At 71.9% G+C, this 13,870-nt stretch carries 10 protein-coding genes; 7 read left to right on the forward strand and 3 right to left on the reverse strand.

Going from position 1 to position 13,870, the window contains the following annotated elements; genetic code table 11:
* Positions 1 to 73 precede the first annotated feature (73 nt).
* Complete coding sequence (locus BMZ16_RS12995; protein ID WP_089801206.1) at positions 74 to 1,621, forward strand: peptide MFS transporter; 1,548 nt, start codon at positions 74 to 76, stop codon at positions 1,619 to 1,621.
* A gap of 45 nt (positions 1,622 to 1,666) precedes the next feature.
* Here the strand turns inward: BMZ16_RS12995 and BMZ16_RS13000 are convergent, their stop codons facing one another.
* Positions 1,667 to 2,698, reverse strand: coding sequence for a LacI family DNA-binding transcriptional regulator (locus BMZ16_RS13000; protein WP_089801207.1), 1,032 nt, complete (start codon positions 2,696 to 2,698; stop codon positions 1,667 to 1,669).
* 98 nt (positions 2,699 to 2,796) lie between these two features.
* Between BMZ16_RS13000 and BMZ16_RS13005 the strand changes: the two genes are divergently transcribed.
* The 5 genes from BMZ16_RS13005 to ilvD (BMZ16_RS13025) all read left to right on the forward strand — a co-directional run bounded on the left by BMZ16_RS13005 (position 2,797) and on the right by ilvD (BMZ16_RS13025) (position 10,425).
* Positions 2,797 to 4,095 carry an ABC transporter substrate-binding protein gene (locus BMZ16_RS13005; protein WP_089801209.1) on the forward strand — a complete coding sequence of 433 codons (1,299 nt, stop codon included), beginning with the start codon at positions 2,797 to 2,799 and terminating at the stop codon, positions 4,093 to 4,095.
* Positions 4,096 to 4,304: 209 nt separating this feature from the next.
* The gene (locus BMZ16_RS13010; protein WP_369822588.1) at positions 4,305 to 5,141 is read left to right on the forward strand and encodes a carbohydrate ABC transporter permease; all 837 of its coding nucleotides are present in this window, start codon (positions 4,305 to 4,307) and stop codon (positions 5,139 to 5,141) included.
* Positions 5,138 to 6,022: a carbohydrate ABC transporter permease gene (locus tag BMZ16_RS13015; RefSeq protein ID WP_089801213.1), complete on the forward strand. Its 885-nt coding sequence runs from the start codon at positions 5,138 to 5,140 to the stop codon at positions 6,020 to 6,022. Before BMZ16_RS13010 ends, BMZ16_RS13015 begins: the two co-directional genes overlap by 4 nt.
* A 121-nt stretch (positions 6,023 to 6,143) precedes the next feature.
* Positions 6,144 to 8,423: a beta-xylosidase/alpha-l-arabinosidase gene (locus BMZ16_RS13020; protein ID WP_369822589.1), complete on the forward strand. Its 2,280-nt coding sequence runs from the start codon at positions 6,144 to 6,146 to the stop codon at positions 8,421 to 8,423.
* 139 nt (positions 8,424 to 8,562) lie between these two features.
* On the forward strand, positions 8,563 to 10,425 hold the full coding sequence (gene ilvD / locus BMZ16_RS13025; protein WP_089802050.1) for a dihydroxy-acid dehydratase: 1,863 nt from the start codon (positions 8,563 to 8,565) through the stop codon (positions 10,423 to 10,425).
* Positions 10,426 to 10,446: 21 nt separating this feature from the next.
* On the opposite strand, the gene BMZ16_RS13030 is transcribed toward ilvD (BMZ16_RS13025), so the two are convergent.
* A complete protein-coding gene (locus BMZ16_RS13030) occupies positions 10,447 to 10,986 on the reverse strand; it encodes a hypothetical protein (RefSeq protein ID WP_143082834.1) in 540 nt (179 codons plus the stop codon).
* Positions 10,987 to 11,090: 104 nt separating this feature from the next.
* Here BMZ16_RS13030 and ilvD (BMZ16_RS13035) point away from each other — a divergent pair, with 104 nt between their 5' ends.
* Complete coding sequence (gene ilvD / locus BMZ16_RS13035) at positions 11,091 to 12,809, forward strand: dihydroxy-acid dehydratase (protein WP_089801217.1); 1,719 nt, start codon at positions 11,091 to 11,093, stop codon at positions 12,807 to 12,809.
* Positions 12,810 to 12,876: 67 nt separating this feature from the next.
* Here the strand turns inward: ilvD (BMZ16_RS13035) and BMZ16_RS13040 are convergent, their stop codons facing one another.
* Positions 12,877 to 13,863, reverse strand: coding sequence for a DUF5692 family protein (locus BMZ16_RS13040; RefSeq protein WP_089801219.1), 987 nt, complete (start codon positions 13,861 to 13,863; stop codon positions 12,877 to 12,879).
* Positions 13,864 to 13,870 lie beyond the last annotated feature (7 nt).

A 13,870-nucleotide genomic window follows, 5' to 3' on the forward strand; every position in this document is an offset into this window, starting at 1 on the left:
CGGGCACGCCCCGGCGGCGCGGGCTGCCGGTCCCCGAGGTGCACGTGCCCGCGTGCGAGGCGACCATGGCTGGATGAGCGAAGCCGCGGACGTCCCGGCCGTCGACGTCGAGGTCACGGGGCGCGCACGCCGGGAGCGGACCTTCTTCGGCCATCCCTTCGGCCTGTTCACGCTCTTCACCACCGAGCTGTGGGAGCGGTTCAGCTACTACGGCATGCGCGCGATCCTCTTCTACTTCCTCACCGACACGTTCGCGAACGAGGGGCTCGGGCTCGACGACGCGACGGGTGCCGCCCTCGTGGCGGTGTACGGGTCGGCGGTCTACCTGGTCACGGTGGTCGGCGGCTGGGTGGCCGACCGGGTCGTCGGCGCGCGGCGCTCGGTGCTGTGGGGTGGCATCGTCATCGCCGCCGGGCACGTCAGCCTCGCCGTCCCCGCGCACTGGACCGCGTACCTGGGCATCGTCCTGGTCGCGCTCGGGACGGGTCTGCTCAAGCCCAACGTCTCCAGCATGGTGGGCGAGCTGTACCGGCGGGACGACCCGCGTCGGGACGCCGGCTTCTCGATCTTCTACATGGGCATCAACATCGGGTCGTTCACCGCACCGTTCGTCGTGCAGATCGCCCGCGAGATCGGCGGGTACCACGCCGGGTTCTCGGTGGCCGCCGTCGGGATGGGGCTCGCGCTGGTCGCCTTCGTCCTGGGCCGGCGCGCGCTGCACGGGGCCGGGGAGGTGGTGCCCAACCCGCTGACACCCGAGGACCGGCCGCGCGTCGTGCGGATGGGGCTGCTCGTGGTCCTGGCGCTGGTCGCCGCCACCGCGCTCGCGTGGCTGGTCGTGCGGGCCGGCGGCCGCGACGTCGGTGCGCTGACCATCATCATCGACGCGCTGTCGTACCTGGCGTTCGCCGCCCCGGTCGTCATGTTCCTCGTGATGTTCCGCTCGCCGAAGGTCAATGCCGCCGAGCGCTCGCGGCTCGGCGCGTACATCCCGCTGTTCGTCGCCGCGATGCTCTTCTGGATGATCTTCGAGCAGGCGTCGAACACCCTGTCGCAGTACGCGCGGGACCACACGGACCTCTCCATCGGCAGCGTGACGATCTCCCCGGTGCTGTACCAGTCGGTGAACCCGGCCTCGATCATCGTGCTGGCACCGGTGTTCGCGTGGCTGTGGGTGAGGCTCGACGGGCGGCCCTCCACGGCCGTGAAGTTCGCGATCGGGCTGACGCTGGCCGCGCTGAGCTTCATCTTCCTGGCCGGCGCGTCGGCCGTGGCGGGCGACGGCAAGTCGCCGTGGTGGGTGCTCGTCGTCGTCTACGTCGTCCAGACCCTCGGGGAGCTGTGCCTGTCACCGGTGGGTCTGGCAGCGACCACGCTGCTGGCGCCCCGCGCGTTCCGCGGGCAGGCCATGGCGCTGTGGTTCCTCGCCCCCGCGGCGGGGCAGGCGATCACGGCGCAGCTCATCACCGCGACAGAGGGCGTGAGCCGCACGGCGTTCTTCGGCGGGATCGGGGTCGTCGCCCTGGGGGTCGCCGGGGCGATGTTCGCGCTGTCGCCGTGGGTGACGCGCCGGATCCGGGAGGGCGCCGAGAGCGACGAGGACGTCGCCGCGCGGGCGTGACCGCCGGCGCCGTGCGGTAGCGCGGGCCGCCGCGACGACCGTCGTTCAGGCCCGGCGCGGCGGGGCCGCGGTGGAGGCGCGGGGCACCAGCGACGTCGGCAGACGCCGGTGCGTCGCGACGTCCGTGCCGGCGATGAGGTCCACGAGCAGGTGCAGCGCGGCGGCACCCATCGCCTGCAGGGGCTGCTCGACCGTGGTCAGGGGCGGGACGCTCAGCGCGGACTCGGGGACGTTGTCGAAGCCGATCACCGACAGCTCGGAGGGCACCCCGATCCCCAGCGAGCGGGCGACGTCGAGCACGGCGAGCGCGGACAGGTCGTTGGCGGCGAACACCGCGGTCGGGGGGTCCTCGCGGTCGAGCAGGGCCCGGGCGGGCTCCTGGGCCGTCCCGCGGCGGTAGTCGCCCATGCCGACCAGCGACTCGTCGACCGGGACGTCGGCCTCGGCCATGGCGCGGCGGAAGCCCTGCTCGCGCAGCCGGGCGGAGTCCAGGTCGGGACGTCCGCCGAGGAAGGCGATGCGCCGGTGCCCGAGCTCCAGCAGGTGGCGGGTGGCGAGCACGGCGCCGGCGAGGTTGTCCGAGTCGACCGTCGGCATGCCCGTCGGCCCGGTGTGCGGGTCGACCGCGACGACGGGGACGCCCGGACGGGCCTCGACGACCGTCGGGGTCACGATGATCGCGCCGTCGATGAGGGTGCCGGACAGGCGGGACAGGTACCGCCGTTCCCAGCCGACCTCGGCCGAGCCCCCGCCGCCGCCGGAGTACGCCAGCAGCTCGTACCCGGTGGCCGCCACGGCGCTGCCGGCGCCCTTGAGGAGCTCGGCGGAGAAGGGCTCGAACTCGGCGACGAGGATGCCGAGCACGTTCGTCCGGTACGACCGCAACGACCGTGCTCCGAGGCTCGCCTCGTAGCCGAGATCGGCGATCACCTCCTGCACACGCTCAAGTGTGCGCTGGGAAACGCCGTATCGACCGTTGACCACCTTGGAAACGGTGGCGACGGAGACCCCGGCTGTCCGGGCGACATCGGCCATCTTGACGCGGGGGAACGGATCCACGTCGAGATCATAGGACATCGTGTCGATAACGTTATCGACAACGATTGACACCACTCCTGGACCGCTGTCAATCTTGGCGCCGTCCGACCTCTCAGCGACGACGAGGAGATTCAAAGATGAAGAGGACTGCGGCACTGCGCGCGGTCGCGCTGGGCGCAGCGGTAGCGATGATCGCGACCGCGTGCGCCTCCGGCAGCGGCGGTAACGAGGAGGCCGAGGGCGACGGCGACAACGTCACCCTCACGTGGTGGCACAACTCGAACACGGGCGTCGGCAAGGACTACTACGACCAGATGGCCGACCAGTTCGAGACGGACCACCCCGGTGTCACCGTCGAGGTCAGCGCCATGGCGCACGAGGACATGCTCACCAAGCTGGACGCCGCCTTCCAGTCCGGCGACCAGCCCGACGTGTTCATGGAGCGCGGCGGCGGCGAGCTGAAGGCGCACGTCGAGGCCGGCCTCGTCAAGGACATCACCGACTCGGCCGCCGACACGATCTCGGCCATCGGCGGCTCCGTCGCCGGCTGGCAGGTCGAGGGCAAGACGTACGCCCTGCCGTTCTCGCTGGGCGTCGTGGGCTTCTGGTACAACAAGGCGATCTTCGCCGACGCCGGCATCACGGCGGCGCCGACGACGATGGACGAGCTGTACGCCGCCATCGACACCCTCAAGGCCGCCGGCATCGAGCCGATCTCGGTCGGTGCGGGCGACAAGTGGCCCGCCGCGCACTACTGGTACTACTTCGCGCTGCGGCAGTGCTCGCAGGAGGTCCTGGCGGACGCGACGCAGACGCTCGACTTCTCGGACGACTGCTGGGTCCGTGCGGGTGAGGACCTCGAGGCGCTCGTCGCCAAGGAGCCGTTCAACACGGGCTTCCTGGCCACGGTCGCGCAGACCGGCCCGGCCTCGGCCTCCGGCCTCCTCGCGACCGGCAAGGTCGCCATGGAGCTGGCCGGCCACTGGGAGCCCGGCGTCATGCAGGGCCTGACCGACGACGGTCTGGGCCTGGGCGAGAACACGGGCTGGTTCGCGTTCCCGGCGGTCCAGGGTGGCGACGGTGACCCCACCGCGCAGCTCGGCGGCGGCGACGCGTGGGCGTGCTCCAACGACGCCCCCGACGTCTGCGTCGACTTCCTCGAGTTCATGCTCTCGAACGAGGTCCAGAAGGGCTTCGCCGAGTACGACATGGGTCTGCCCACGCTCCCGTCGGCCACGGCCTTCGTCTCGGCGCCCGAGCTGGCTCAGCTGCTCGCTGTCCGCAACGAGGCGCCGTACATCCAGCTGTACTTCGACACGGCGTTCGGTGAGAGCGTCGGTGGCGCCATGAACGACGCCATCGCCAACGTGTTCGGCAGCGTGGGTTCGGCCCAGGACATCGTCGACGCGACCCAGGCCGCGGCCGAGAACGCCTGACGGACGTGGCAGGAGACCTGATCCCCCGTGGGGGACGCGCAACCAGGACTGCTGCCGCCACCGCTGTGAATCCGGGAGCCACCGACCAGGCCACGGCCTGGTCGGTGGCCTCCGGGCCGCGGGGGCGCGGAGCGTCGTCGAACGCATGGCGGAAGCGCCTCGAGATCACGTTCTTCGTGGCTCCGGCCCTCGTGCTTTTCGCTCTCTTCGTGATCGTGCCTGTGCTGCAGGCCGGTCATTACTCGGTGTACAAGTGGAACGGCCTCGGGCCGCTCGACAACTTCGTCGGTCTGCAGAACTACGTGCAGGCGCTCGGGGACCAGATCTTCCAGCGGTCCGTCCGCAACAACCTGACGATCGCGTTCCTGTCGATCGCCATCCAGCTGCCCATCGGCATCATGGTCGCGCTCCTGCTCAACCGGAGGTTCCGCGGCCAGACGGCGATGCGCGTCATCGTCTTCGTGCCCTACGTGCTGGCCGAGGTCGTCGCCGGTGTGGTGTGGGCGCTCATCCTGCAGCCGAACGGGCCGCTCGACGCCCTGCTCGACTCGGTGGGTCTCGGGGCGATCGGCCAGGTCTGGCTCGGTGACCCGAAGGTCGCGCTGTGGACGGTGATGGGCGTGCTGACGTGGAAGTACTCGGGTCTGGCGATCGTCCTGCTGCTCGCCGGCCTCCAGGGCGTCCCGGAGGAGCTGCACGAGGCCGCGCAGATCGACGGCGCGTCGTGGTGGCAGGTGCAGCGCAAGATCACGATCCCGCTGCTCGGCCCCACGATCCGCACGTGGATCTTCCTGTCGATGATCGGCTCGCTGCAGCTCTTCGACATGGTGTGGATCCTCACCAAGGGCGGCCCGGTCAACGCGACCGTCACGATGGCGACCTACCTGATCAACCAGGGCACGGACCGCCAGCAGTACGGCTACGCCTCGGCGGTGGCCATCCTGCTCTTCGCCATCTCGTTCATCCTGGCGATCCTCTACCAGACGTTCTTCCTGAACCGCGACGCCGGCGAGGACAAGCCGCGTCGGAAGAAGGTGGCCCGATGACCTCCACCCTCGCCCCGCCCACGCGGGCGTCCCGCTCGGCCCGCGCCCGGACCGGGTCCCGGGTCGCGCACCGCACGAGCCCGTGGGTCTACGTCGCCTCGGTCGCCATCGCGGCCGTGGTGCTCGCGCCCGTGCTGTACGCGGTCATCGGCGGCTTCCGCTCCAACGGGCAGCTCGCGGCCGACCCGACCGGTCTGCCGAACCCCTGGGTGTTCGCCAACTACGTCGGTGTCCTCACGTCGGGCAGCTTCTGGACGTACGCGCTGAACTCGGTGATCATCGCCGTCATCACGACGGTGCTCGTGGTGGTCGCCGGCGTCATGGCCGCGTACCCGCTGGCGCGGTACCGGTTCAAGGGCCGGCAGGCGCTGTTCAACGTGTTCGTGCTCGGTCTGCTGTTCCCGTTGACGGTGGCGATCATCCCGCTGTTCCTCATGGTGCGTGACCTGAACCTGACCAACACGTACTGGGGTGTGGCGCTGCCGCAGGCGGCGTTCGCGCTGCCGATGACGATCGTCATCCTGCGGCCGTTCCTCATGTCGCTGCCCAACGAGCTCGAGGAGGCGGCGATGCTCGACGGCGCGTCGCGCATCGGGTTCTTCTGGCGGATCCTGGTGCCGCTGTCCGGCCCGGGCATGGTGACGGTCGGCGTGCTGGCCTTCGTCGGGTCGTGGAACGGCTACCTGCTCCCGCTGCTGTTCCTCAACCGGCCCGAGCTCAAGACGCTGCCGCTCGGTGTGGCGGACTTCTCGACGCAGTACTCGGCCGACACCGCGGGTGTCCTGGCGTTCACGTCGCTCGCCATCATCCCGGCGCTGGTGTTCTTCCTGTCGATGCAGAAGCGCATCGTCAGCGGTCTGCAGGGGGCCGTGAAGGGCTGAGCCCCTTCCCCTGACTTCCCACCCTGGTCGCTCGGGGCCCGGTCCGCACCGCGTGCGCGCCGGGCCCCGAGCGCCCCGTGCCCGCATCGTGGCGGTCGCGCACTCCCGAGGAGACGGTCCAGTGACGGAGCTCGAGTTGTCCGCAGGCCCGCGCGTGTCGGACCGGGTGCGTGACCTGCTGTCCCGCATGACGCTGGACGAGAAGCTCGCCCAGATCGTCGGCTTCTGGGAGAAGAGCGAGGGCGAGGCCGTGGCCCCGCTCCAGGGTGAGTTCGAGGAGGCGCGCGGCCTCGACGACGTCACCCGGGACGGGCTGGGCCACCTGACCCGCGTCTACGGCACCCGCCCGGTCGACGCGGCCGAGCGCGCACGCTGGCTGTGGGACAAGCAGCGCTGGTTCGTCACCGGCACCCGCCTGGGCATCCCCGCACTCGTGCACGAGGAGTGCCTCACCGGCCTGTCGGCCTGGGGCGCGGCCACCTTCCCGACGCCCCTGGCCTGGGGTGCGTCGTTCGACCCGGACCTCGTGACCCGCATGGGCGAGCTCATCGGCGGCTCGATGCGGACCCTGGGTATCCACCAGGGCCTTGCGCCGGTCCTCGACGTGATCCGCGACCCGCGCTGGGGGCGGGTCGACGAGTGCATCGCCGAGGACCCCTACCTGGTCGGCACGCTGGGCACGTCGTACGTGCGGGGCCTGCAGTCGACGGGGGTGCACGCCACCCTCAAGCACTTCGTCGGGTACTCCGCGTCGCGGGCGGGGCGCAACTTCGCGCCCGTGCACGCCGGCGCCCGCGAGGTCGCGGACGTGCTGCTGGTGCCGTTCGAGATGGCGGTGCGTGACGGCGGCGTGCGCTCGGTCATGTCGTCGTACAACGAGATCGACGGCGTCCCGGTCGCGGCCGACCCCACCCTGCTCACGGGGCTGCTGCGCGACCGCTGGGGCTTCGACGGGACCGTCGTGGCCGACTACTTCGGCGTGGCGTTCCTGCAGCTGCTGCACCACACCGCCCGTGACCTGGGCGACGCGGCCGTGCAGGCGCTCACCGCCGGCGTGGACATCGAGCTGCCCACGGGCGACGCGTACCTCGGCCCGCTGGCCGCGGCCGTCCGGGCCGGCACGGTGGACGAGGCGCTCGTCGACCGGGCCGTGCTGCGCGCCCTCGCGCAGAAGGAGGAGCTCGGCCTGCTCGACGAGACCTTCGAGGACGAGCCCCCCACGGACGTGGACCTCGACTCACCCGCGCACCGCGAGGTCGCCGCGCTGCTGGCCGAGCGCTCGCTCGTGCTGCTCGGCAACGACGGCACGCTGCCGCTCGCGCCCGACGCGCGCGTGGCGGTCATCGGGCCCAACGCCGACCGCGTCGCGGCGCTGTTCGGCTGCTACTCGTTCCTCAACCACGTCCTCGCGCACCACCCCGGGACACCGGTCGGCATCGAGACGCCGACGGTGCTCGAGGCGCTGCGGCGCGAGCACGGTGGGGAGGTCACGTTCACGCAGGGCTGTGCCGTGGACGACGACGACCGCTCGGGCATCGACGCGGCCGCCGCCGCCGCGAGCGCCGCCGACGTGGCGGTGCTGGTCGTGGGCGACCACGCGGCCCTGTTCGGCCGCGGCACGGTGGGGGAGGGCTGCGACCGCGACGACCTCGAGCTGCCCGGCGTGCAGCGGGCGCTCGTCGAGGCCGTCCTGGCCACGGGGACGCCGGTGGTCCTCGTCCTGCTCACCGGTCGGCCGTACGCGGTGGACTGGGCGCTGGCGCGCTGCGCCGCGGTGGTCCAGGCGTTCTTCCCCGGTGAGGAGGGCGGCCCGGCGGTCGCCGGCGTCCTGACCGGGCGCGTCAACCCGTCGGGCCGGCTGCCGGTCAGCATGCCGCGCTCGGCGGGCGCCCAGCCCTACAGCTACCTGCACCCGGCGCTGGGGGGCGACGGCGACGTCACCAACCTCAGCACCGTGCCGGCGCTGCCGTTCGGCCACGGGCTGTCGTACACGTCGTTCACGCGCACGAACCTGCGGGTGGCCGGCGGCGCGTCCACGAGCAGCGGCCTGACGGTCACCGTCACGGTCACCAACACCGGTGGGCGGGCCGGCGCCGACGTCGTGCAGGTGTACGGCCGGGACGTGGTCGCCAGCGTGACCCGGCCGGTCGCACAGCTGCTCGGCTACCACCGCATCGAGCTGGCCGCCGGGCAGAGCGCGGAGGTCGAGCTCGCGGTGCCCGCCGCCCGGCTCGCGTTCACCGACCGCTCGGGCCGGCGCGTCGTGGAGCCCGGCGAGCTGCAGGTGTGGGTCGGTCCGTCCTGCGCGGAGCGGGAGGTCGGGACGACCGTCGAGCTGACGGGCGGGACCTACGCGGTGACGCCCGACGACCCGCGCTGGAGCGGCGTCACCGTCCTGTGACGCGCAGGTCGGCACCCCGCCGGACCTGCGCGGACGGATCACCCAGCGGACGCGCGGCACGTGTGCGCGTCCGGCCGACGTACCGTGGTGTCACGGCCACCGTGGGGTGGCCGTGACCCCGCCGAAGGAGACCCTCGCGATGAGCCGTCCGCTGCGCTCTCGTACCTCGACCCACGGTCGCAACATGGCCGGTGCACGCGCCCTGTGGCGTGCGACGGGCATGGGCTCGGAGGACTTCGGCAAGCCGATCATCGCGATCGCGAACTCGTACACGCAGTTCGTCCCCGGGCACGTGCACCTCAAGGACATGGGCGACCTCGTCGCCTCGGCCGTCCGCGAGGCCGGCGGTGTGTCCAAGGAGTTCAACACGATCGCGGTCGACGACGGCATCGCGATGGGCCACGGCGGCATGCTCTACTCGCTGCCCAGCCGCGACCTCATCGCCGACTCGGTCGAGTACATGGTCAACGCGCACTGCGCCGACGCCCTGGTCTGCATCTCCAACTGCGACAAGATCACCCCCGGCATGCTCAACGCCGCGCTGCGGCTGAACATCCCCGTGGTGTTCGTGTCCGGCGGGCCGATGGAGGCCGGCAAGGCGGTCGTCGCGGACGGCGTCGCGCGCACGCCGCTGAACCTGGTCAACGCGATCAACTACTCGGCGGACGACAACGTCTCGGACGCCGCGCTGGCCAGCGTGGAGGAGAACGCGTGCCCCACGTGCGGCTCGTGCTCCGGCATGTTCACGGCCAACTCGATGAACTGCCTCACCGAGGCCCTCGGCCTGTCGCTGCCGGGCAACGGCTCGACGCTGGCCACCCACACCGCGCGCCGCGAGCTGTTCCTCGAGGCGGGCCGCACGATCGTCGACCTCGCCCGTCGGTACTACGACGAGGAGGACGACACCGCGGCCCCGCGCTCGATCGCGACCAAGGCGGCGTTCACCAACGCGATGACGCTCGACGTCGCCATGGGCGGCTCGACCAACACGGTGCTGCACATCCTCGCCGCGGCGCAGGAGGCCGAGGTCGAGTTCACGCTGGACGAGATCGACGCGATCAGCCGGCGCGTCCCGTGCTTGTCGAAGGTCGCGCCCAACCACCCCGACTTCCACATGGAGGACGTCCACCGTGCGGGCGGCATCCCCGCGCTGCTGGGTGAGCTGGACCGCGGCGGGCTGCTGGACCACGACGTCACGAGCGTCCACACGCCCACGCTGCGCGCGTGGCTGGACGACTGGGACGTGCGCGGCGGCAAGGCCACCCAGCGGGCGAAGGACCTGTTCCTCGCGGCCCCGGGCGGTGTGCGCACCACGCAGGCCTTCTCGACGTCGAACGTGTGGGAGTCCCTCGACACGGACGCGGCGAACGGGTGCATCCGCGACGTCGCGCACGCCTACACGGTCGAGGGCGGGCTCGCGGTGCTCCGCGGCAACCTCGCCGAGGACGGCGCGATCCTCAAGACCGCGGGAATCGACCCTGACGTCTTCCACTTCGTGGGCAAGGCGCTCGTGTGCGAGTCGCAGGACGAGGCCGTCGACAAGATCCTGCGCAAGGAGGTCCAGCCGGGGCACGTCGTCGTCGTCCGCTACGAGGGCCCCGCGGGCGGTCCCGGCATGCAGGAGATGCTCTACCCGACGTCCTTCATCAAGGGCCGCGGCCTGGGCAAGGTCTGCGCGCTCATCACCGACGGCCGGTTCTCCGGCGGGTCGTCCGGCATCTCGGTGGGCCACATCAGCCCCGAGGCGGCCGCCGGCGGCACGATCGGGCTGATCGAGGACGGCGACGAGATCGAGATCGACGTCGAGACCCGGCTCATCCGCGTCAACGTCCCCGACGAGGTGCTCGCCGAGCGCCGCGCCAAGATGGAGGCGCGCGAGAACCCGTGGCAGCCGCTCGACCGTGACCGGTACGTGTCGCCGGCGCTGCAGGCGTACGCGGCGATGGCGACGAGCGCGGACCGCGGTGCCGTGCGGGACGTCAGCCGGCTGCGGCGGCGCTGAGGCCGGGCGCGGGCCGACGTCTCAGCACTCCTCCGCGGAGCGCTCGGTCAGCACCCAGTGCCCGTCGCCGGGCTGCAGCACGATGCTCCCGCAGCTGCTGCCCTCGGTGTAGACCACGTGCAGCCGTGCGCTGTCGGCGGTCTGCTCGAGCAGCTCGACCTGCGTCTCCGACGACTGCCCGACCGCGGCGTACAGGCCGGCCGTCATCTCGATGAGCGTCGCGCAGTCCGTGATGCCCGGGAACCCCCGCGCCGTGATCTCGTCGACCATCCGCTGGGCGAGCTCGGGCGTCATGTAGGCGCACGCGGTGGCGACGTCGGGCGCGCGGCTCGCGGCGAGCCACGTGCGGAACGAGTCCTCGGGTCCCTCGTCGCCGGCCGGTGCCTGCGGCGCGGCCGCCGGCGGTGCCGCGGTGGCGGACGCCGTCGGCTCGGAGCCGGTGGTGGGTGCGGCGGTCGGCGGGGCGTCGGTCCCGTCCGTGCTGCACCCGGCCAGCAGGGCCGCGACCAGCAGCGGCACGGCGACCCGGCGGGTGCGGCGGCGGGGGAGGAGGTGCGTCATCACGCGAGCATCCTGCCACCGGCCCCGCGGGCCGGTCCGCACCGCCCGAGAGGGCGTGGCGTGCTGCGGGGGCGGGCGCGGGGCCGCGGAACTATCGTCGCCGCATGACGAGCACGCACGCGGAGCGGGGCCCCGGCAGCGATCTCAAGCCACGGTCGTGGCAGGTCACCGACGGGCTGGAGGCGACCGCCGCGCGCGGCATGCTGCGCGCCGTCGGCATGGGCGACGAGGACTGGGTCAAGCCGCAGATCGGCGTCGCGAGCTCGTGGAACGAGATCACGCCGTGCAACCTGTCCCTCGACCGGCTGGCGAAGGCCGTCAAGAGCGGGGTGCACGCCGCGGGCGGGTACCCGCTGGAGTTCGGGACCATCTCGGTGTCCGACGGCATCTCGATGGGCCACGAGGGCATGCACTACTCCCTGGTGAGCCGCGACATCATCGCCGACAGCGTCGAGACGGTGATGATGGCCGAACGCCTCGACGGGTCGGTGCTGCTGGCGGGGTGCGACAAGTCGCTGCCAGGCATGCTCATGGCCGCGGCGCGCCTGGACCTGGCGAGCGTCTTCCTCTACGCCGGCTCGATCATGCCGGGCTGGGTGAGGCTGTCGGACGGCACCGAGAAGGACGTGACGATCATCGACGCGTTCGAGGCCGTCGGCGCGTGCGCCCGGGGGCTCATGAGCCGGGAGGACGTCGACCGCATCGAGCGGGCCATCTGCCCGGGCGAGGGCGCCTGCGGCGGGATGTACACGGCCAACACGATGGCGTCGGTGGCCGAGGCGATCGGGATGTCGGTGCCCGGGTCCGCCGCGCCGCCGTCGGCCGACCGGCGCCGCGACCAGTTCGCGCACCGCTCGGGCGAGGCGGTCGTGGAGCTCCTGCGCCGCGGGATCACGGCCCGCGACATCATGACGAAGGAGGCGTTCGAGAACGCCATCGCCGTGGTCATGGCGTTCGGTGGCTCGACCAACGCGGTGCTCCACCTGCTGGCGATCGCGCACGAGGCCGAGGTCGACCTCACGCTCGACGACTTCAGCCGCGTCGCCGCGAAGGTCCCGCACCTCGGTGACCTCAAGCCCTTCGGCCGGTACGTCATGAACGACGTGGACCGCGTGGGTGGGGTGCCGGTGATCATGAAGGCCCTGCTCGACGCGGGCCTGCTGCACGGCGACTGCCTCACCGTCACGGGGCGCACGGTGGCGGAGAACCTCGCCGACATCGCGCCGCCGGACCCGGACGGGAAGATCCTGCGGGCGCTCGACGACCCGATCCACCGCACCGGGGGCATCACGATCCTCTCCGGCTCGCTCGCCCCGGAGGGGGCCGTCGTGAAGTCCGCCGGCTTCGACTCGGACGTGTTCGAGGGCACGGCGCGCGTGTTTGAGCGTGAGCGCGCGGCGCTCGACGCGCTCGAGGACGGCACGATCCAGGCGGGGGACGTCGTCGTCATCCGCTACGAGGGGCCGAAGGGCGGGCCGGGGATGCGCGAGATGCTCGCGATCACCGGCGCCATCAAGGGCGCGGGGCTGGGCAAGGACGTGCTGCTGGTGACCGACGGGCGGTTCTCCGGCGGGACGACCGGGCTGTGCGTCGGGCACATCGCGCCCGAGGCGGTCGACGCCGGCCCGATCGCGTTCGTGCGCGACGGCGACCGGGTCCGTCTCGACGTCGCGCACGCGACGCTCGACCTGCTGGTCGACGACGCCGAGCTGGCGGCCCGTCGGGAGGGCTGGCGGCCCCTGGCGCCGCGGTACACCCGCGGCGTGCTGGGCAAGTACCAGAAGCTGGTGCAGTCCGCGTCGAGGGGCGCCGTGCTGGGCTGACCCGTCCGCGGACGCGGCGACGCCGGGCCCTGGGGGACAGGGGGCCCGGCGTCGAGGGGGAGCCGTGTCAGACGGTGCCGACGGGCTCCGGGGTGCGGACCGGGGTGCCGGCGCCGGGGAGCGCCGCGCGGTGGCCGGGGATGGAGTCCACCACGCGCCGGTAGGCGGGCAGGTCGGTCCACAGCTCGTCCCGCAGCGGGTCGAGCCGGCGGGTCCGCACGCGGTGCACCTGGTAGACGAACACCGCGACGTTGGCCACGAGCGACAGCACGGAGACCGTCATGAGGGCCGCCGGGCTGTGCGACGACTGGACCGCGAACGGGGAGTCGGAGACGAAGGCCGGGACGGCCATCGTGAACATCATCCAGAACGCCAGGGTGTGGGCGCGGTGCTGCAGCCACGCGCCACGACGCAGCCAGAACGCCGGGATGGTGCAGGACAGCAGGAGCGCGAGGCCCGCGTAGAAGGCGTGGTCGCCGACGCAGTTGTAGACGTAGGCGAAGTTCCACAGGTCGTACGCCACGATCCAGAACCACAGCATGTCGGGCCAGATCATGTCCCGCGTCGTGTCACGGCTCACGTAGATGCCGACCCAGCCGCAGATGGTGACGATGTTGAGGATGCCGGCGATGCCGTTCATCACGTTCCACGGGCCCGGGACCATCATGACGCCGTCGACGACGCCCTGCTCCATGCCCGCGACCTGGAAGTCGCGGATGACGGCCTCGAGGATGTTGATCGACAGGATCACCGGCGGGAACAGCAGGACCCACCGGTTGGCCGCGAGGCGCGGCACGTAGCGGATGGCCATGAAGCCGAGGCACCCGGCCAGCGCCGAGTAGACCTTGACCCAGTGGAACCAGGTGCCGGTCGACGAGCCCGCCCCGGCGGTGTGGGGCCACACGAAGACCGTGAGCAGCAGGGGCACGACGACGAACAGTGCGATGCCCGCGGTCCTGCTGCGCCGCGAGATCTCGTTGAGGCCGATGAGCGCGGCCAGCACGACGACGAACATCAGTGCCGACAGGGGCGTGATGTTCTCGAACAGGAACATGTCTCTC

Source organism: Cellulomonas sp. KH9, assembly GCF_900114185.1.
In the GTDB taxonomy this organism is placed as follows: Bacteria; Actinomycetota; Actinomycetes; order Actinomycetales; family Cellulomonadaceae; genus Cellulomonas.